The following is a 17,768-nucleotide window of genomic DNA, read 5'->3' on the forward strand; positions in this document are numbered from 1 at the left end:
TCGAAGATGTCGTCGAAGTCCCGGCCGCGGACGATCATCTTCTGGTAGATCGAGTAGTAGTGCTTGGGCCGCCCGGTGACGGTCGCCTTGATCTTGTTGGCGCGCAGGTCGGCCTCGATCTGGGTGCGCACCGTGGAGAGGTACTCGTCGCGGGCCGGTGCCCGCTCGGCGACGAGGTGGACGATCTCGTCGTAGACCTTGGGGTAGAGGGTGGCGAAGGAGAGGTCCTCCAGCTCCCACTTGATGGTGTTCATCCCCAGCCGGTGGGCCAGCGGGGCGTAGATCTCCAGCGTCTCGCGTGCCTTGCGCTGGGCCGACTGCGGGGAGACGTACTTCCACGTGCGGGCGTTGTGCAGCCGGTCGGCGAGCTTGATGACGAGGACCCGGATGTCCCGGGCCATCGCCACGACCATCTTGCGGACGGTCTCCGCCTCGGCGGCCTCTCCGTAGGTCACCTTGTCGAGCTTGGTGACGCCGTCGACGAGGAGCGCGATCTCCTCACCGAAGTCGGCCCGCAGCTGCTCCAGGGAGTAGTCGGTGTCCTCGACGGTGTCGTGGAGCAGCGCCGCGGCGAGGGTCGGCACGGTCATGCCGAGCTCGGCGAGGATGGTGGTGACGGCCACCGGGTGGGTGATGTACGGGTCCCCGCTCTTGCGCATCTGCCCGCGGTGGGCGCGCTCGGCCACGGTGAAGGCCCGCTCGATGAGCGTGGTGTCGGCACGGGGGTGGTTGGACCGCAGTGCGTGGAGCACCGGCTCGATCGCCGGGGAGACGGCGGCCCGGGACCCGCGCAGCCCGAAGCGCGACCGCACGCGTGGCGTGCGCGCGTCCGTGGTCGCACCGGTCACCGTGTCCTCCGACATCACTCCATTCTAGGACGACGGCGGGGTGACCGTGCGGTGGGGCCCGTCGGCAGGGCCTGCTCAGTAGTGGAGGATGCTCTCCACCCGGTAGCCCGTGAGTTTGTCCCGGCCGCGCAGGTCGTCCAGCTCGAGGAGCATCGTCAGGCCCGCGACCTGGGCGCCGGCGCCCTCGATGAGCTGCACGGCCGCCCGCGCGGTCCCACCGGTGGCCAGGACATCGTCGATGATGAGCACCCGGTGGCCCTGGGTCACCGTCTCGGGCCGCACCTCGAGCCGGGCCGTGCCGTACTCCAGGGTGTAGTCGACGCCGGTGACGTTGCCGGGCAGGCGCCCGGCCTTGCGGACGGTGATCATGCCGATGCGCAGGGCGTGCGCGAGGGGTGCGGCGAGGATGAACCCGCGGGACTCGAGGCCGGCGACGGCGTCCACCTGACCGCGGTACCGCTCGGCGAGTGCGTCGATGAGGGCGGCGAAGGCCGGGCCGTCGGCGAGCAGGGGGGTGATGTCCCGGAACAGCACGCCCGGCTCCGGGAAGTCCGGGACCACCCGGACGTGGGAGTCGAGCAGCTCGGTGAGCTCTGCAGGGAAGTCGGTCAACGTCGCCCCTTCCGGCGCTTGGGCTGGGCCGCCTGGCCACGGTGATGGCCGGCGACGACGGTGGTCTCCTCGGCGGGTGTCGCGACCGGGGTCTCCTCGGTCCCGGTGGTGCGACGGCGGCGCTCCAGCACCTCGGCAGTGTGGGTCCGCACGGTCTCCTCCCGCTCGTGCAGCACCACCTGGAGGGGGCTGGCGACGAAGATCGAGGAGATCGTCGAGACGAACATGCCGACGAACAGCGCCAGGGCGATGTCGCGCAGCGTGCCCGCCCCGAGCAGGAGGGCACCGACGAAGAGGATGGAGCCGACCGGCAGCAACGAGGTGAGCGAGGTGTTGATGGAGCGGATGAGCGTCTGGTTGACCGCGAGGTTGGACAGCTCGGCATAGGTGCGCTCGTGCTGCTCGGTGAGGTTCTCGGTGTTCTCCCGGACCTTGTCGAAGACGACGACGGTGTCGTACAGGGAGTACCCGAGGATGGTGAGCAGCCCGATGACGGTCGCCGGGGTGACCTCCCAGCCGACCACCGAGTACACCCCGACCGTCACGAGGAGGTCGTGGAGCAGCGCGACGAGGGCCGAGGTCGCCATCTTCCAGCTGCGGAAGTACACCGACAGGACGACCGAGACGAGGACGATGAAGACCGCCAGCCCCTGGAGGGCCTGCCGGGTGATGTCCTGCCCCCAGGAGGGGCCGATGAAGGTGGAGGTGACGTCGGTGAGCGGGACGTCGTAGGCCTCGGCCAGGCCCTGGCGGATCTCCTCGGTCTGCTCGGTGGTCAGCTCCTGTGTCTGCACCCGGACGGCGGACGCGCCGACGGTGGTGACGCGGGCCACCTCGCCGTCGCCGAGCGAGGCGACGACGTCGTGGGCCGGCTGCTCCTCCAGGGTGGCGGTCCCGGTGATGGTGAACTGCGAGCCGCCCCGGAACTCGATGCCGGCGTTGATGCCCTTGAACGCGACGAGCAGCGCCGACAGCAGGACGAGCGCGACAGCGGCGGTGAGCCAGGTGCGGCGGCGCTGCACGAACGGGATGGACCGTTCGCCGGTGTGGAGCTGGTTGCCCAGCTGGGCCAGGCTGATCATCGGCCGTCCTCCTCGGTGGTGCCGGACGCCGCCGCGGCCTCCTGCTGGGCGCGCCGTTCGGCGGCGCGGCGCTCGGCGATGGTGAGCCGTTGCCCGACCGTCTCGGGCGGCCGCTGCTCGGTGGTCCGGGTGCGGGCGGTGGGTCGGGGCTCGCGCTCCACGCGGCCGCGGCCGCGGTAGGCCGGGGCGCGTGCCCCGATCGTCGCGTGGTTGAGGCCGGAGAGCGGGTGGCCCTCGCCGAAGAAGCGGGTGCGGATGAGCAGCTGCATCGTCGGGTGGGTGAAGAGGAAGACGACGACGAGGTCGATGACCGTGGTGAGGCCGAGGGTGAAGGCGAAGCCACGCACTCCGCCGACGGCGAGGAAGTACAGCACCACGGCGGCGAGCAGGGTGACGACGTCGGAGATGACGATCGTCCGCTTGGCCCGGTTCCACCCGTGCTCGATCGCGCCCTCGAGGGTGCGGCCCTCGCGGATCTCGTCACGGATGCGCTCGAAGTAGAGGATGAAGGAGTCGGCGGTGATGCCGACGGCGACGATGAGGCCGGCGACACCGGCGAGCGAGAGCCGGTAGCCCTGCAGCCAGGAGAGCAGGAGGATCGCCCCGTAGGTGGTCCCCGCCGCGGCGAGCAGGCTGCCCACCGCGATGAACGCCAGGCCTCGGTACTGCCAGAGCATGTACAGGGCGACGAGCACCAGGCCGATGACCCCGGCGATGAGCCCGATGCGCAGGTGCTCCGAGCCCAGGGTGGCGGAGATCTGCTCCTCGCTCTGCACCTCGAAGTTCAGCGGCAGGGAGCCGAAGTTCAGCTGGTTGGCCAGGGTGTTGGCGCTCTCCCGGGTGAAGCTGCCGGAGATCTGCGCCTGGCCGTCGGGGATGACCTGGTTCATCCGCGGGGCGGAGATGACCAGGCCGTCCAGGACGATGCCGAACTGGTTCTGCGGCGGCTGCTGGTTCACGAGTCGCTCGGAGGTCTGCCGGAAGAGCTCGGTGCCCTCGCCGGTGAACTCGAGGTTGACCACCCAGTTGTTGGTCGTGACACCCGCCTGGGTGACCTCCAGCCCGGAGCCCGCGGAGTCGACCTGGGTGCCCTCGACGTCGACCGGGCCGAGGACGAACTTGCTGAAACCGTCCTGGGCGCATGCGACGAGCGGCCGCTCGGGGTCGTCCTGCACGCCGCCGACGAGGTTCGCCGGGTCGGTGCAGTCGAGGGTGTACATGTCGTAGAGGACCTGCTCGGTGACCCAGGCGAGGTCGCTGTTGCTCGTCGGCTCGGTGGCGGGGGTGTCGGACAGCTCCCCGTCGCCGTCCTCGTCGGCCACGGCGAAGGCGGCGGCCTCGATCGCCTCGCGGTCCACCGCCGGCGCCGAGGGCGCTTCCAGGGCCGGGGCCTCGTCGGCGGAGGTCTCCTCGGCCTCGGCGGCCTGCTCCTCGCCGGACTCGTCCGCGGTGCCTTCCCCGTCGGCGGCCTCCGCCTCGGCGTCGGGCTCGGGCGTCGGCAGCCCCTCCTGGTTCGGGTCGATGGGGGTGGGGTCCGTGACCAGGAGGACGGGCCGGAACCGCAGCTCCGCGGACTGCCGGACGAGGTCGAGGGTGGCCTCGTCGGGGTTGCCGGGCAGGCCGACGACGATGTTGGCCGACCCCTGCCGGGTGATCTCGGCCTCGGCGACACCGGAGGCGTCGACGCGCTGCCGGATGATCTGGATCGCCTGCTCGATGTCCTCGGCGGTGATCTCGTCACCCTCCTGGGCCTCGGGGTCCAGCCGGGGCGTGAGGATGAGCTGGACGCCGCCCTCGAGGTCGAGTGCGAGCCCGGGGGCGAAGGAGGGGCCGGAGTCGCCGTCGCTGTCGTCGTGGAGCTGCTGTCCGATCGCCACGGCGCCGAGCATCGCCGCGAGCAGGACGATGAGGGTGACGATCTTCCGCAGCGGACGTGGGGCGGTGGACGCCAACGCTGTCTTCTTTCTGCTGTGCCGCGCCTCAGGCGCGGCGTTCGTCGTTCTCGTCGCCGGGCCGGTCGGCCGGCTCGTCGGTGGTGGGGTCGGCGGGCTGCTCGGTCAGCGACGAGGCGTCGTCCGGCACGGCGATGTCCGCGACGCCGTCCTCGTGGGACTCCTCCGTCTCGGCGTCGTCGTCGGTGTCGACGGCGAAGGGCGGCTCGGTGACCGCGGCGATGGCCTCGCGCTTCCACAGCGTCTCGATCCCGGGGGTGGACTCCAGGGTGATGACGTCACCGTCGATGTCGACGATGGTCCCGTAGAAGCCGGATGCGGTCATCACCTGCTGCCCGACCTGGAGGTTGCTGCGCAGCTCCTGCGCTGCCTGCCGCTGCTTCTTCGCGCCCCGCGACATCATCCACATCATGAGGGCGAAGACGGCGATCAGGATGAGGAACGTCGGGTCCACGGAGTCTCCCTTGGTGGCGATGGGGCTGCGTCAGGGCAGCACTCATCGACGGCAAAATACTGGACGAGTCTAGGTGACGGCGGCGACAGGGGGAAACCACCGGTCCGGTGTGTCAGGACCACAGTGCGCCGTCGTCGGGGCGGTGCAGCCCGAGGTGCTCGTAGGCGGCCGCGGTGGCGACGCGCCCGCGCGGGGTGCGGGAGACCAGTCCCTCACGCACGAGGAACGGCTCGGCGACCGTCTCGACGGTCTCCGGCTCCTCACCGACGGCGACGGCGAGGGTGGACAGGCCCACCGGTCCCCCGCCGAAGCGCTCGCACAGCGCGCGCAGCACGGCGCGGTCGAGCCGGTCGAGCCCGCGCTGGTCCACCTCGAAGAGGTCGAGGGCGGCGTGGGCGGCCTCGAGGTCGAGCGTGCCGCTGCCGCGGACCTGCGCCCAGTCCTGCACGCGGCGCAGCAGCCGGTTGGCGATACGCGGGGTGCCGCGGGAGCGGGAGGCCAACTCCGCCGCGGCCCGGGGGTCGAGCTCCGCGCCGAGCAGGCGGGCGCTGCGGTAGAGCACCTGCTCCAGCTCGGCCGGGGAGTAGAACTCCAGGTGGCCGGTGAAGCCGAAGCGGTCCCGCAGCGGTGCGGGCAGCAGCCCGGCCCGGGTGGTGGCTCCGACGACGGTGAAGCGCGGCAGGGTGAGCGGGATGGACGTCGCGCCCGGGCCCTTGCCGACGATGACGTCGACGCGGAAGTCCTCCATCGCCAGGTAGAGCATCTCCTCCACCGGCCGGGCGAGCCGGTGGATCTCGTCGATGAACAGGACGTCGTGCTCCTGCAGCGAGGAGAGGATGGCGGCGAGGTCACCGGGGTGCTGGACGGCGGGCCCGGAGGTGAGCCGCAGGGCCCCCTCGAGCTCGGCGGCGATGATCATCGCCAGCGTCGTCTTGCCCAGCCCAGGCGGGCCGGAGAGCAGGACGTGGTCGGGGGCCGAGCCGCGGGCGCGGGCGGCGTCCAGGACGAGGGCGAGCTGGTCGCGCACCACCGCCTGTCCCACGAAGTCCGCCAGCCGGCGGGGGCGCAGCGCGGCCTCGGCGGCCCGTTCGAGCTCGTCGGCCTCCGCGTCGAGGTACCGCTCCTCAGGCACGGGCGTGGCCTCCCAGGTGCTGCAGGGCGGCACGGAGCACGGCGGCGACGTCGCGGTCGGCCTCGGGGGCGGCGAGCACCGCGGTCACGGCGTCTTCGGCGGCCCTGGTGGACCAGCCGAGCTGGACGAGGGCCTCGACGACCTCCGGGGAGGTGTCCAGGGCGGCCGGCGCGGGGGCGGGCAGGTCACCGCGCACCGGGCCGAGCTTGTCCCCGATCTCGAGCAGGATGCGCTGGGCGCCCTTGCGCCCGATGCCCGGCACCTTGGTGAGGGCGGCGACGTCCTGGGCGGCGACGGCGGCGCGCAGCTCGTCCGGACGGTGGACGGCGAGCACGGCCAGCGCCAGCCGGGGCCCCACCCCGGAGACCGTCTGGAGGGTCTGGAAGACGTCGCGTTCGTCGTCCTCGGCGAAGCCGTAGAGCGTCAGCGAGTCCTCGCGCACGACGAGGGAGGTGGCCAGGTTCGCCTCGCTGCCGGGCCGCAGCGTGGCGAGCGTCGCGGGGGTGGCCTGGACGAGCAGACCCACCCCGCCCACCGTGACGACGGCGGAGTCGAGCCGTACGGACTCGACGGTCCCCCGGACGCTGGCGATCACTTCGGCTCCTTGTCCCCGCCCCGTGCGGGGCGAACGTGTGTGCGAACAGTCAGGCTAGCGGGTGCGCAGCGCCGGCCGGGCCCGACGCGCCGCGAGCTCGGCCCGCGCCCAGGCCTCCTGGGCGGCGGTGGCCTGCCGGCCGCCCAGTCCCGCACCGGGGGTGCCGGCCCGCCACAGGTGGCACACCGCCAGGGCGAGCGCGTCGGCGGCGTCGGCCGGCTGGGGACGCTGGGTGAGCCGCAGGATGCGCCGCACCATCTCCTGGACCTGGAGCTTGTCCGCGCGCCCGGACCCGGTCACCGCCGCCTTGACCTCGCTCGGGGTGTGGGTCCCGAGCGGCAGCCCGGCGCGGGCGGCGGCGACCATCGCGAGCCCGGCGACCTGGGCGGTGCCCATGACCGACCGGACGTTGTGCTGGGCGAAGACGCGCTCGACGGCGACGGCGTCGACGTCGTGGCGCACGATCCACTCCTCGATCCCGGCCGAGATGGTCAGCAGCCGCTGGTGGATCGGCATGTCCGGCGGTGTGCGCAGGACGCCCATGGCCACGGCGCTGAGCTCACGCCGCGGACCGGAGTCCACGACGCCCAGCCCGCACCGGGTCAGGCCGGGGTCGACTCCGAGGACGCGCATGGGCCCAGTGTCTCAGCCGCCACCCGCGCCTCGCGGGAGCGACACCGCCGTCACTCGGCGGCTAGCTCGGCGAGCACCTCGTCGGGGGCGTCGAAGTTGGCGTAGACGTTCTGGACGTCGTCGCAGTCCTCGAGCGCGTCGATGAGCTTGATGACCTTGCGGGCCCCCTCGGCGTCGACCTCGATCTCCATGGAGGGCACGAACTGCGCCTCGGCGGAGTCGTAGTCGAGCCCCGCCTCCTGGAGCGCGGTGCGGACGGCGACGACGTCGCTCGCCTCGCTGATCACCTCGAAGCTCTCCCCGAGGTCGTTGACCTCCTCCGCGCCGGCGTCCAGCACGGCACCGAGGACGTCGTCCTCGGTGAGGCCGTCGTTCTTCGGCACGATGACCACGCCGCGGCGGTGGAAGAGGTAGGAGACCGACCCGGGGTCGGCGAGCGTGCCGCCGTTGCGGGTGAAGGCCACTCGCACGTCGGAGGCGGCGCGGTTGCGGTTGTCGGTGAGGCACTCGACGAGGACGGCGACGCCACCGGGGGCGTAGCCCTCGTACATGATGGTCTCGTAGTCGGCGCCGCCGGCCTCGACCCCGGAGCCGCGCTTGACGGCGCGCTCGATGTTGTCGGCGGGGACGGAGTTCTTCTTCGCCTTCTGGATGGCGTCGTACAGGGTCGGGTTGCCGGCCGGGTCTCCCCCGCCGGTGCGGGCGGCGACCTCGATGTTCTTCACGAGCCGGGCGAAGAGCTTGCCGCGCTTGGCGTCCAGCGCCGCCTTCTTGTGCTTGGTGGTTGCCCACTTCGAGTGGCCGGCCATGATGCTCCTTAGCTTCTCGCGGGTCGTCCTTGTGGGACGGTGGACGGGGCCGCGCCGGGCACCGGCGTGGTCGGCCGGGGTGCTCCCGCCGGTCGACGGCAGCGGCGGCAGGCGCGTCCTGTCGGGCTCCTGCGATCCTACCGGCGGCCGGGGCGCGGCGTCGTGACGCTGCTGGACTCGTCGAGGTGTTCGACCGTGCCGTCCCACCCCCGCGCGAGGCGGCGGGCCAGCTGCGGCAGGTGCCGCGGGTAGACCACCGCGCCGGCGGCGACGGCGGCGTCGAGCTCGTCCAGGTGCCACCAGCGGACCTCGTCGACGACCTCCTGCTCGAGGGCGGTCCAGCCGCCCAGGTCGAGCTCGGTCACCTGCACCCGGGCGAGGAAGAACTCCTCGTCCTGGCGGCAGGTCACGTGGGAGAAGTCGAAGATCGCGCTGCGGGTGAGCACCGGGCCCTGGAGGTCGTCCGGGGTGAGGCGCAGCCCGGTCTCCTCGCGCAGCTCGCGCAGCGCCCCGGTGCGCGGGTCCTCTCCCGGGGCCAGGCCGCCGCCGGCGGTGAACCACCACGAGCGGGTGGTCTCGGCGGCGTCGTGGCCGCGGAGCAGGAGCAGCCGGTCGTCCGGGTCCAGCACGATGACCCGGGCGGCGCTGCGGACGGGCAGGCCGTCGGGGCCGGGCTGCCACTCCGGTCCCAGGCCGTAGCCCAGGACGCCGTCGGGCAGGCCGCTGCCGGGCGGGTTACCAGCCACGCTCCGCCAGCCGGTGCGGGACCGGGATCTCGTCGACGTTGAGGCCGACCATCGCCTCCCCCAGGCCCCGGGAGACCTGGGCGATGACGTCCGGGTCCCGGTAGTGGGTCGTGGCCTTGACGATCGCTGCCGCACGCTGGGCGGGGTTGCCGGACTTGAAGATGCCCGAGCCGACGAACACACCCTCGGCGCCGAGCTGCATCATCATCGCGGCGTCGGCGGGGGTGGCGATGCCCCCGGCGGTGAACAGCGCGACGGGGAGCCGGCCGGAGCGGGCGACCTCCCGGACCAGGTCGTACGGGGCCTGGAGCTCCTTCGCGGCGACGAAGAGCTCGTCCTGCGGGAGCGCGGACAGCCGGCGGACCTCCTGCCGGATGCGGCGCATGTGCATGGTGGCGTTGGAGACGTCACCGGTCCCCGCCTCGCCCTTGGACCGGATCATGGCGGCGCCCTCGGCGATGCGGCGCAGCGCCTCGCCGAGGTTGGTCGCCCCACAGACGAAGGGCACGGTGAAGGCCCACTTGTCGATGTGGTGCTCGTAGTCGGCGGGGCTGAGCACCTCGGACTCGTCGACGAAGTCGACGCCCAGGCTCTGCAGCACCTGGGCCTCGACGAAGTGGCCGATGCGCACCTTGGCCATGACCGGGATCGAGACGGCCCCGATGATGCCCTCGATCATGTCCGGGTCGCTCATCCGGGAGACGCCGCCCTCGGCGCGGATGTCCGCGGGCACCCGCTCCAGCGCCATGACGGCCACCGCCCCGGCGTCCTCGGCGATCCTCGCCTGCTCGGGGGTGACCACGTCCATGATGACGCCGCCCTTGAGGTGGTCGGCCAGGCCCCGCCGGACGCGGGGGGTGCCGGCCTGCGGCTGGTCGGCGGCGGACGTGGTGGGCTCCTGGGACACGGTGACCTCGGGTGGGTGGGGGCAGTAGGACCTCACCAGTCTAGGTGAGCGGGAGGCGCTCCCCGGGGCGGGCTCACGTCTCGGGCGCCCGTACGACGGCGGTCAGGGCCGCACCGTCCTCGCACCACGCAGCTCGGTGCGAGCGGCGTCGTGCCGGTGGACGCGCGTCATGGCGGGTCCTTTCCCGGGAACCGCCATCGTGCCCGCCTCCCGGGACGGTGAGGAAGCTGATCTCCGCTGCGGTGGTCAGCGCACCGCCGTCAGCGCCCGCAGGAAGGTCCCCCGGGCGGCGGTGACCCGCTCGAGCAGGGCGCGCTCGTCGTGGTGGTAGGACCGCTCCGCGCGGCCGGTGACGAGGCGCTGCCGGTTCATCGCCAGCGCGGTGGCCGCGCGCTGGAAGTCCTTCATCGCGCGCTTCGCCGTGGGGCCCCCGCGTGCGGCCCAGGACAGGGCGGCGCGCCGAGCGGGGAAGGAACCGAGCATGGTGACCTCGTGCGGGGCGAACCAGCCCGCGCGGGCATACTCGACCAGCCGGGCGGTGATGACCTGACGCTCGTGCCGTCGCAGCCAGGCGACGAGGAGGATCGCCGAGACGAACAGGGGCACCTGGACGAGCACGTAGAGACCGAAGAACTGGCCGGTGAACGTGCTGCCGTTCCACAGGCCGTGGAGCACCACGGCCACCGTCCAGCCGGCCGGGAGGGCCCCCAGCCACGCGTAGGGCGAGCGGCTGCGCGCGGCGAGGCCCAGCGCGATGCCGATGGCGACGGTGAACAGCACGTGGGCGAAGGGCGACAGGATCCCGCGCATGACGAAGATCTGGGGCAGGATCTCCATCGAGCTGCCGAAGTAGAGGATGTTCTCCACGAAGGCGAACCCGGCGGCGACCGTGGCGGCGTAGACGATGCCGTCGACCGGGCCGTCGAAGTAGCGACGTCGTGCGAGGAAGAGGAGGAGCACCCCCAGGCCCTTGGCGGACTCCTCGATGAGGGGCGCCCCGACGGCGGCGCCGACCAGCTCGGCCGTGTCGACGTTCCCGGTGCTGTGGTAGACCGCCTCGGTGAAGGCGGTGTTGAGCACCAGCGACAGCAGGGTGGCGGCCCCGGCGCCCCAGAGGAGGGCGAAGACGAGTGCGTACCGCGGCTCCGGCTCCCAGCGGTCGATCCACCGGATGCCGAGGAGCACGGCGGTGAGCGGGACGAGCGCCACCACGCCGCCGACGACGGCGGCGCCGGCACTGGTCATGACCGCGATCTGGACGACGATGACGAGGAGCGCGAGGACCGCGACGGTGGTCCCGACGGCGATGAGCACGGTGCCGCCGCGGGGGTGGCGCGGTGGCTGCCACGGCGCCTGCGCCGGCGTCGGGGGCCCGCCGGGTCCCCAGGGCGCCGGTCGGGGCTGCTGGACCGGCGCGGGTGCGGTGTGGAGGGGACGCCCCGACGGCGGGTAGGGCTCGGGTGGGAAGGCCATGGGGGTCAGCCTATGAGGCGGGTGGGACGGTGCGGCCGCTCAGAGGCGGGGCCGGGCGTCGTCCATGTCGAAGGCCTGCGGCATGGGAGCGCGGCCGGCCAGGCGGAGCAGCCGGACCACGGGGTTGGCACGCATCCGGCGCACCTCGGCCACGTGCGCGTTGTGGAAGCGGCGGGCGAGCTCGAGCCGGTACCACGCGGCGTCGAGGCGGCGCAGCGGCTCAGCGGCGAGCGGGTTCTCGCTCAGCGGCTCGGTGTCGGCGCGCGACTCGAGCACGGCGCGCAGCGCGCGGGACAGCTCGGACTCCACCAGCGAGCGGTCGACGTCGCTCGGCGGTTCGGTGACGTCGGGCTCTCCCTCCAGTCCGTCCTGCACGACTCCCCCGGCCCCGGCGCTGGCCCGCTGGGCGACGTCGGCGAGCAGCACCGCCTCGACGGGGTCGAGCGCCCCGGACATGGCCAGCTCGTGTGCTGCGGCCGCCCGCTGGGCGAGCTGGAGCTCGAGCGTGGCCCTGGAGCGCAGCACCTTGCGGTGGAGCCGGTCGACCCGCTGGGCGAGGAGCCACAGCACCCAGCCCAGGACGAGGACGAGGAGGACGACGACGAGCGTCCATCCTTCCCAGCTCATCGCTCGGCCTCCGTCCGGCCGTCGAGGACGGCCCGCAGGCGGCCCACGACCGTGCGGGACCGCGGGTCCTCGTGGACGTGCCCGCCACCGGCGGTGACGGTCTCGTACACGGCGAGCACCTCGCGGGTCACCACCGACCAGTCGTAGCGGCGTACCGCGGCCGCGGCCGCCTCACGGACGGGCCGGGTGGCCTGGCGGTCCACCAGCGAGGCGGTGAGGGCGGCGGCCAGCGCGGCGGAGTCCCCGTTCGGGAAGAGCGAGCCGTAGCGCCCCCCGTCGAGCACGGCACGGAAGGCGGGGATGTCGCTGGCCACGACGTGGGCGCCGCCGCTCATCGCCTCGACGAGCACGATGCCGAAGCTCTCCCCGCCGGTGTGGGGTGCGACGTAGACGTCCACGGAGGCGAGCAGCGACTCCTTCTCGGGGTCGCTCACCGGGCCGAGGAAGGTCACGGCGTCCCCCAGGTGGCCCAGCGCCTGGCGGTACTCGGCCGCCTCGCCCCGGCCCGCGATGAGGAAGCGCGCGCCCGGGACCTGCGCGAGCACCTGCGGGATCGCGGCGGCGAGCACCGGCAGCCCCTTGCGCGGCTCGTCGAGCCGACCGAGGAAGGCGACGGTGGGACGCTCGTCGGTGCCGCACCAGGCCTCCGCGCGGGGCGCCTGGGCGAAGCGGTCGACGAAGACCCCGTTGGGGACGACGACGGCGTCCCCGCCGAGGTGCTCGACGACGGTGCGGCGGGCCTCCTCGGAGACGGCGATCCGGCCGGTGATCTTCTCCAGCAGCGGCCGCACGAGCGGGGAGGCGACCTGCAGGGCGCGGGACCGGTTCATCGCGGTGTGGAAGGTGGCCACGATGGGGCCGTCGGCGATCCACAGTGCGAGCATGGACAGGCTCGGCTGGATCGGCTCGTGGAGGTGGAGGACGTCGAAGTCGCCCTCCTCCAGCCAGCGCCGCGCGCGGGCGGCCGCGACCGGGCCGAAGTTCAGCCGTGCGACCGAGCCGTTGTAGGGCACGGCGACGGTGCGGCCCGCGGTGACGACGTAGTCGGGTACCGGGGTGCCCTCCTCGGCGGGGGCGAGCACGCTGACCTCGTGACCGAGGGCGATGAGGTGCTCGGCGAGGTCCCGCACGTGGAACTGGACCCCGCCGGGGACGTCGAAGGAGTAGCCGCAGACGATCCCGATACGCATCAGGCCACGCTCCCTGCCGGCTTGAGGCGCGCCGGGTCCAGGTCGGCGACGAAGACGGGCTGGAGCATGTGCCAGTCCTCCGGGTGGGCGCGCACGGCGTCGCCGAGGTGGTCGACCCACTGCTGGGTCATCCGGGCGATCGCCCGCTCCCGGGGCAGGTCGGTCGGTGCGGGGATGGGGTCGCTGAACTCCACGACGATCCCCCACCGGCTTCCCGCCGCCTGGCGCCGCGGGCCGTGGAGCCGTTCGTAGGTGATCGACACGAAGGCCAGCGGCCGGTTGATGGCCAGGGCCAGGGCGGCCGGGCCGGGGGCGACGCGCGCCGGCTCTCCGAGCAGCTCCACCTCCACACCGGAGCGGGACAGGTCGCGGTCGGCGAGCAGCGGGATGACCTGGGCGCCCCGGCGGCCGGCCCGCAGCAGGTTGCGGAATGTCGAGCCGTCGTGGTCCAGCGGGATGATCGTCATCCCGAGACTGCGGCGGAAGGTGAGGAAGCCCTGGAAGAGCTCCTCGGGTCGGAGCCGTTCGGCGACGGTGACCACGGGGGCGAGGTACTGGGTGGCCCAGGCACCGGCGAGGTCCCAGTTGCCCATGTGCCCCAGTGCTGCGACGACCGGTCGTCCGGCGGCGAACTCGGCCTGTGCCCACTCGCCGTTGACCAGCCGCACCCGTTGCGCCAACCGTTCCGTGGGGACGGCGGGCAGCCGCAGCGCCTCCTCGTAGTACCGCATGTAGGAGCGCATCCCGCACCGGGTGAGCCGGCGCAGCTCACCGGGTGAGGCGTCCGGCACCGCCCGGGCGAGGTTGGCCCGCAGCTGCTCGACCCCCGCCACGCCGGTGAGGGAGGCGACGTCGGCGACCCCGGCGAAGAGCGCCGCCGAGAGCCACCCGGGCAGCCGCGGCACCACCCGGGCCGCGGTGAGGAGCAGGGTCCCGGGGTCCAGCCTCATCCCGCCTCCTCGGCGTCGGCGCGGGTCTGGCGGTACACGGCCGCCATCCGCTGGCCGATCGTCCACAGGCTGGCCAGGGCGAGCAGCCCGAGGGCGCCGACGAGCACGGCCACCGGCGCCCCGAGCCCGACGACGAAGACGGCGACGAGCGCGACGACGAGGCGGTCGGCCCGCTCAGCGATCCCGCCGGAGGCGCTCAGGCCCAACCCCTCCGCGCGGGCGCGGGCGTAGGGCACCACGCTGCCGAGCACGAGGCAGGCCAGCGCGGTGGCCAGCACCCACGGCTCGTCGCGGGAGACGCCCCACAGCAGCAGTCCGGAGAAGATCGCGGCGTCGGCGATCCGGTCGAGCGTCGAGTCGAGGAAGGCACCCCACCGGGTGGAGCGGCCCAGCGTGCGGGCCATGAGGCCGTCGACGCTGTCGACGAGGACGACGGCGGCGATGACGAGGGGGCCGGCGACGAAGTGACCGGTGGGCAGCAGCCACAGCGCCGCACCGACGGTGAGCACGGTGCCGGTGACGGTGACGACGTCCGGGCTGACGCCGGCCCGGACGAGTGCGCGGGCGACCGGGCCGAAGACGGCGTCGGTGAAGACGCGGCCCTTGGAGCTCAGCACGTCGCCTCCGGCCATGCCGCAGCGAGCAGCTCCCGGGTCTCCCCGAGCACCTGGGGCAGCGCCTTGGTGCGGGCGATGATCGGGAAGAAGTTCGCGTCCCCGGACCAGCGCGGCACCACGTGCTGGTGGAGGTGTGCAGCGATCCCGGCACCGGCCACCGCGCCCTGGTTCATCCCGAGGTTGAAGCCGTGCGGGCGGCTCACCTCGCGCAGGACGGTCATCGCGGTGGCGCTGAGCTCACCGATCGCGTCCCGCTCGGCGCGGCTCAGCTCGGTGAGGTCGGCCACGTGGCGGTAGGGGCAGATGAGCAGGTGCCCGGGGTTGTACGGGTAGAGGTTGAGCACGACGTAGGCGTGCTCGCCGCGGTGCACGACGAGCCCGGCGGCGTCCTCCCTGCGGGGCGTGCGGCAGAACGGGCACTCGGCGGTACCGTCGTCCGCCGGCTTGTCCTGCCCGTCGACGTAGGCCATGCGGTGCGGTGTCCACAGGCGCTGGAAGGCATCCGGCACACCGGCGAGAGCCGCGGCCGGCTCGCCGCTGACCTGTGGCACGTCGCTCACGCCGTGGTGACCTGTCGTCGTTCGGCGATCGCCGTGGTGATGAGCTCGATCGCCTCCTCCACCGGGACGCCGTTGCGCTGGGAGCCGTCGCGGAAGCGGAAGGAGACCGCTCCGGCTTCGGCGTCCTCACCGCCGGCGATGAGGATGAAGGGTACCTTCTCCTTCGTCGCGTTGCGGATCTTCTTGTTGAAGCGGTCGTCGCTGCGGTCCAGCTCGGCGCGCACGCCGCGGGCCCGGAGGCGGGCGACGACGTCGGCGAGGTAGTCGTCGAAGACGTCGGCGACCGGGACGGCGATGACCTGGACGGGGGCAAGCCAGGCCGGGAAGGCGCCCGCGTAGTGCTCCAGGAGCACCCCGAAGAAGCGCTCGATGGAGCCGAAGAGCGCACGGTGGATCATGACCGGGCGCTGCCGGGTGCCGTCGGCGGCGGTGTACTCCAGGTCGAAGAGCTCCGGCTCGAAGAAGTCGAGCTGGATGGTGGACAGCTGCCAGGTCCGGCCGATGGCGTCCTTGGCCTGGACCGAGATCTTCGGGCCGTAGAAGGCCGCGCCGCCCGGGTCGGGGACGAGCTCGAGGCCGGAGTCGGTGGCCACCTCCTCCAGCACCCGGGTGGCCTCCTCCCAGGTCTCCTCGTCACCCACCGACTTCTCCGGGTCGCGGGTGGACAGCTCGAGGTAGAACTCCTCCAGCCCGTAGTCCTTGAGGAGGTCGAGGACGAAGCCGAGCAGGGAGGCCAGCTCGTCCTTCATCTGCTCCCGGGTGGTGTAGATGTGGGCGTCGTCCTGGGTGAAGCCGCGGGCTCGGGTCAGGCCGTGGACCACGCCCGACTTCTCGTACCGGTACACATGCCCGAACTCGAAGAGCCGCAGCGGCAGCTCGCGGTAGGAGCGTCCGCGCGACCGGTAGACGAGGTTGTGCATCGGGCAGTTCATCGGCTTGAGGTAATAGTCCTGCCCGGGCTTGACGACGTTGCCCTCCTCGTCGCGCACCTCGTCCAGGTGCATCGGGGGGTACATGCCGTCGGCGTACCACTCCAGGTGCTTGGAGGTCTCGAAGAGCTGCGCCTTGGTGATGTGCGGGGTGGTGACGAAGGAGTAGCCGGCCTCGATGTGCCGGCGGCGGGAGTACTCCTCCATCTCCATGCGGACCATCGCGCCCTTGGGGTGGAAGACGGGCAGGCCGGAGCCGATCTCCTCGGGGAAGGAGAACAGGTCGAGCTCGCTGCCCAGGCGGCGGTGGTCGCGGCGCTCGGCCTCCGCGATGCGCTCCTGGTAGGCCCGCAGCTCCTCCTTGGTGGGCCACGCGGTGCCGTAGATGCGCTGGAGCTGGGGGTTCTTCTCGCTGCCGCGCCAGTAGGCCGCGGCGGAGCGGGTGAGGGCGAAGCCGTTGCCGATGAGCCGGGTGCTCGGCAGGTGCGGGCCGCGGCACAGGTCCTTCCAGGCGACCTCACCGCCCCGGCGGACGTTGTCGTAGATCGTCAGCTCCCCGGCGCCCACCTCGACGGACGCCCCCTCGGCCGAGGCTTCTGCGCCGCTGCCCTTGAGCCCGATGAGCTCGAGCTTGTACGGCTCGTCGGCGAGCTCGGCGCGGGCCTCGTCGTCGGTCACGACGCGGCGCACGAAGGTCTGGCCCTCCCGGATGATCCGGTTCATCACCTTCTCGAGCTCCTTGAGGTCCTCGGGGGTGAAGGGCGTCTCGACGTCGAAGTCGTAGTAGAAGCCGTCGGTGATCGGGGGACCGATGCCGAGCTTGGCGTCGGAGCGCACCTGCTGCACCGCCTGCGCGAGCACGTGGGCGGTGGAGTGGCGCAGGATCGCCAGCCCCTCCTCGCTGCTGATGTGGACCGGCTCCACCGTGGTGCCGTCGGGCAGGGCGGAGACGTCGGTGAGGAGGTCCCTGAGCTCGCCGTCGACACGGATGGCGACGACGGCGCGGTCCTCGCCGAACAGGTCCGTGCCCGTCGTGCCCTCGGTGACCGACCGCTCGACGCCGTCGACGACTAGGACACGCTGAGAAACGGATGGCACGGTGGGCTCCCGCTGTGGATCGGACATGACTGATCGATGGTACTCAGGTCACCGCGCGGTCATCCGGCCCGGCACTCCGTGGGTCCTGGAATCGTCACCGATCTGTTGCCGACGTCGCACAGGTCACGCCCGCGGAAGGGGAGCCTCGTCATGAGGAGGGTCACCGGGTTCGCCGGCGCCGTCACTCCCCTGCCCTCGGCACGGCGCCTCCTCTCGTCGAGCCCCTGGATGCAGCCGACGTCGAGGAAGAGGTCGACGGTGCCCAGACCTGCGGACTCGAGGTCTCTCGCGTCGCCGAGGACGTCGCGCACGCCCGGCGGTGCGGCCCGGCGGCACCACTCTGCCGGAACGCGACGAGGCCCCGGGCCGCCGTGCTGCCGGCCCGGGGCCTCGTCGTCCTGGTGGGCGATACTGGGTTCGAACCAGTGACCTCTTCCGTGTCAAGGAAGCGCGCTACCGCTGCGCCAATCGCCCTTGTCCTGCTGGTACCGAGGTGGCGACGGGATTCGAACCCGTGTATACGGCTTTGCAGGCCGCTGCCTCGCCTCTCGGCC

At 72.7% G+C, this 17,768-nt stretch carries 19 protein-coding genes and 2 tRNA genes; all 21 read right to left on the minus strand.

Features of this window, described 5'->3' with window-relative positions:
• Positions 1-863: HD domain-containing protein (locus Q0195_RS03175; RefSeq protein WP_299274409.1), on the minus strand; the 863-nt coding region annotated here is incomplete at its 3' end.
• A 60-nt stretch (positions 864-923) separates the two neighbouring features.
• Positions 924-1,460, minus strand: a complete 537-nt coding sequence (locus Q0195_RS03180) for an adenine phosphoribosyltransferase (RefSeq protein ID WP_299274412.1) — start codon at positions 1,458-1,460, stop codon at positions 924-926.
• Positions 1,457-2,542 (minus strand): protein translocase subunit SecF, encoded by a 1,086-nt coding sequence (secF, locus tag Q0195_RS03185; RefSeq protein WP_299274415.1) that lies wholly within the window; start codon positions 2,540-2,542, stop codon positions 1,457-1,459. Before secF ends, Q0195_RS03180 begins: the two co-directional genes overlap by 4 nt.
• A complete protein-coding gene (gene secD / locus Q0195_RS03190; RefSeq protein WP_299274417.1) occupies positions 2,539-4,494 on the minus strand; it encodes a protein translocase subunit SecD in 1,956 nt (651 codons plus the stop codon). Before secD ends, secF begins: the two co-directional genes overlap by 4 nt.
• A gap of 28 nt (positions 4,495-4,522) precedes the next feature.
• Positions 4,523-4,948, minus strand: coding sequence for a preprotein translocase subunit YajC (gene yajC / locus Q0195_RS03195; RefSeq protein ID WP_299274419.1), 426 nt, complete (start codon positions 4,946-4,948; stop codon positions 4,523-4,525).
• Positions 4,949-5,060: 112 nt separating this feature from the next.
• Complete coding sequence (gene ruvB, locus Q0195_RS03200; protein ID WP_299274422.1) at positions 5,061-6,080, minus strand: Holliday junction branch migration DNA helicase RuvB; 1,020 nt, start codon at positions 6,078-6,080, stop codon at positions 5,061-5,063.
• On the minus strand, positions 6,073-6,675 hold the full coding sequence (gene ruvA, locus Q0195_RS03205) for a Holliday junction branch migration protein RuvA (RefSeq protein ID WP_299274424.1): 603 nt from the start codon (positions 6,673-6,675) through the stop codon (positions 6,073-6,075). The genes ruvB and ruvA overlap by 8 nt, the downstream gene beginning before the upstream one ends.
• A gap of 54 nt (positions 6,676-6,729) precedes the next feature.
• The gene (gene ruvC / locus Q0195_RS03210) at positions 6,730-7,308 is read right to left on the minus strand and encodes a crossover junction endodeoxyribonuclease RuvC (protein ID WP_299274427.1); all 579 of its coding nucleotides are present in this window, start codon (positions 7,306-7,308) and stop codon (positions 6,730-6,732) included.
• 50 nt (positions 7,309-7,358) lie between these two features.
• Complete coding sequence (locus Q0195_RS03215; RefSeq protein WP_299274429.1) at positions 7,359-8,117, minus strand: YebC/PmpR family DNA-binding transcriptional regulator; 759 nt, start codon at positions 8,115-8,117, stop codon at positions 7,359-7,361.
• Between the two features lie 137 nt (positions 8,118-8,254).
• A complete protein-coding gene (locus Q0195_RS03220; protein WP_299274431.1) occupies positions 8,255-8,863 on the minus strand; it encodes an NUDIX domain-containing protein in 609 nt (202 codons plus the stop codon).
• On the minus strand, positions 8,853-9,770 hold the full coding sequence (gene pdxS / locus Q0195_RS03225) for a pyridoxal 5'-phosphate synthase lyase subunit PdxS (protein ID WP_299274451.1): 918 nt from the start codon (positions 9,768-9,770) through the stop codon (positions 8,853-8,855). The genes Q0195_RS03220 and pdxS overlap by 11 nt, the downstream gene beginning before the upstream one ends.
• A gap of 246 nt (positions 9,771-10,016) precedes the next feature.
• On the minus strand, positions 10,017-11,243 hold the full coding sequence (locus Q0195_RS03230; RefSeq protein ID WP_299274434.1) for a PrsW family intramembrane metalloprotease: 1,227 nt from the start codon (positions 11,241-11,243) through the stop codon (positions 10,017-10,019).
• 39 nt (positions 11,244-11,282) lie between these two features.
• Complete coding sequence (locus tag Q0195_RS03235; protein ID WP_299274435.1) at positions 11,283-11,870, minus strand: hypothetical protein; 588 nt, start codon at positions 11,868-11,870, stop codon at positions 11,283-11,285.
• Positions 11,867-13,060 carry a glycosyltransferase family 4 protein gene (locus Q0195_RS03240; protein WP_299274438.1) on the minus strand — a complete coding sequence of 398 codons (1,194 nt, stop codon included), beginning with the start codon at positions 13,058-13,060 and terminating at the stop codon, positions 11,867-11,869. Before Q0195_RS03240 ends, Q0195_RS03235 begins: the two co-directional genes overlap by 4 nt.
• The gene (locus Q0195_RS03245; RefSeq protein WP_299274440.1) at positions 13,060-14,010 is read right to left on the minus strand and encodes a phosphatidylinositol mannoside acyltransferase; all 951 of its coding nucleotides are present in this window, start codon (positions 14,008-14,010) and stop codon (positions 13,060-13,062) included. Before Q0195_RS03245 ends, Q0195_RS03240 begins: the two co-directional genes overlap by 1 nt.
• Positions 14,007-14,624 (minus strand): phosphatidylinositol phosphate synthase, encoded by a 618-nt coding sequence (gene pgsA, locus Q0195_RS03250; RefSeq protein ID WP_299274454.1) that lies wholly within the window; start codon positions 14,622-14,624, stop codon positions 14,007-14,009. The genes Q0195_RS03245 and pgsA overlap by 4 nt, the downstream gene beginning before the upstream one ends.
• A complete protein-coding gene (locus Q0195_RS03255; protein ID WP_299274443.1) occupies positions 14,621-15,187 on the minus strand; it encodes an HIT domain-containing protein in 567 nt (188 codons plus the stop codon). The genes pgsA and Q0195_RS03255 overlap by 4 nt, the downstream gene beginning before the upstream one ends.
• Positions 15,184-17,241 carry a threonine--tRNA ligase gene (thrS, locus tag Q0195_RS03260; protein WP_299274446.1) on the minus strand — a complete coding sequence of 686 codons (2,058 nt, stop codon included), beginning with the start codon at positions 17,239-17,241 and terminating at the stop codon, positions 15,184-15,186. The genes Q0195_RS03255 and thrS overlap by 4 nt, the downstream gene beginning before the upstream one ends.
• Before the next feature lie 32 nt (positions 17,242-17,273).
• Positions 17,274-17,525, minus strand: coding sequence for a hypothetical protein (locus Q0195_RS03265; RefSeq protein ID WP_299274449.1), 252 nt, complete (start codon positions 17,523-17,525; stop codon positions 17,274-17,276).
• Between the two features lie 88 nt (positions 17,526-17,613).
• Positions 17,614-17,688 (minus strand) — tRNA-Val (locus Q0195_RS03270).
• A gap of 20 nt (positions 17,689-17,708) precedes the next feature.
• Positions 17,709-17,768: transfer RNA gene (locus Q0195_RS03275), tRNA-Cys, on the minus strand.

The sequence above is a fragment of the uncultured Georgenia sp. genome (assembly GCF_937958535.1).
In the GTDB taxonomy this organism is placed as follows: Bacteria; Actinomycetota; Actinomycetes; order Actinomycetales; family Actinomycetaceae; genus Oceanitalea.

Coding starts and splice junctions, on each gene's coding strand:
- secF (WP_299274415.1), bottom strand. CDS start 2,542: ATGATCAGCCTGGCCCAGCTGGGCAACCAGCTCCACACCGGCGAACGG.
- ruvC (WP_299274427.1), bottom strand. CDS start 7,308: ATGCGCGTCCTCGGAGTCGACCCCGGCCTGACCCGGTGCGGGCTGGGC.
- Q0195_RS03215 (WP_299274429.1), bottom strand. CDS start 8,117: ATGGCCGGCCACTCGAAGTGGGCAACCACCAAGCACAAGAAGGCGGCG.
- Q0195_RS03230 (WP_299274434.1), bottom strand. CDS start 11,243: ATGGCCTTCCCACCCGAGCCCTACCCGCCGTCGGGGCGTCCCCTCCAC.
- Q0195_RS03235 (WP_299274435.1), bottom strand. CDS start 11,870: ATGAGCTGGGAAGGATGGACGCTCGTCGTCGTCCTCCTCGTCCTCGTC.
- Q0195_RS03240 (WP_299274438.1), bottom strand. CDS start 13,060: ATGCGTATCGGGATCGTCTGCGGCTACTCCTTCGACGTCCCCGGCGGG.
- Q0195_RS03245 (WP_299274440.1), bottom strand. CDS start 14,010: ATGAGGCTGGACCCCGGGACCCTGCTCCTCACCGCGGCCCGGGTGGTG.
- thrS (WP_299274446.1), bottom strand. CDS start 17,241: ATGTCCGATCCACAGCGGGAGCCCACCGTGCCATCCGTTTCTCAGCGT.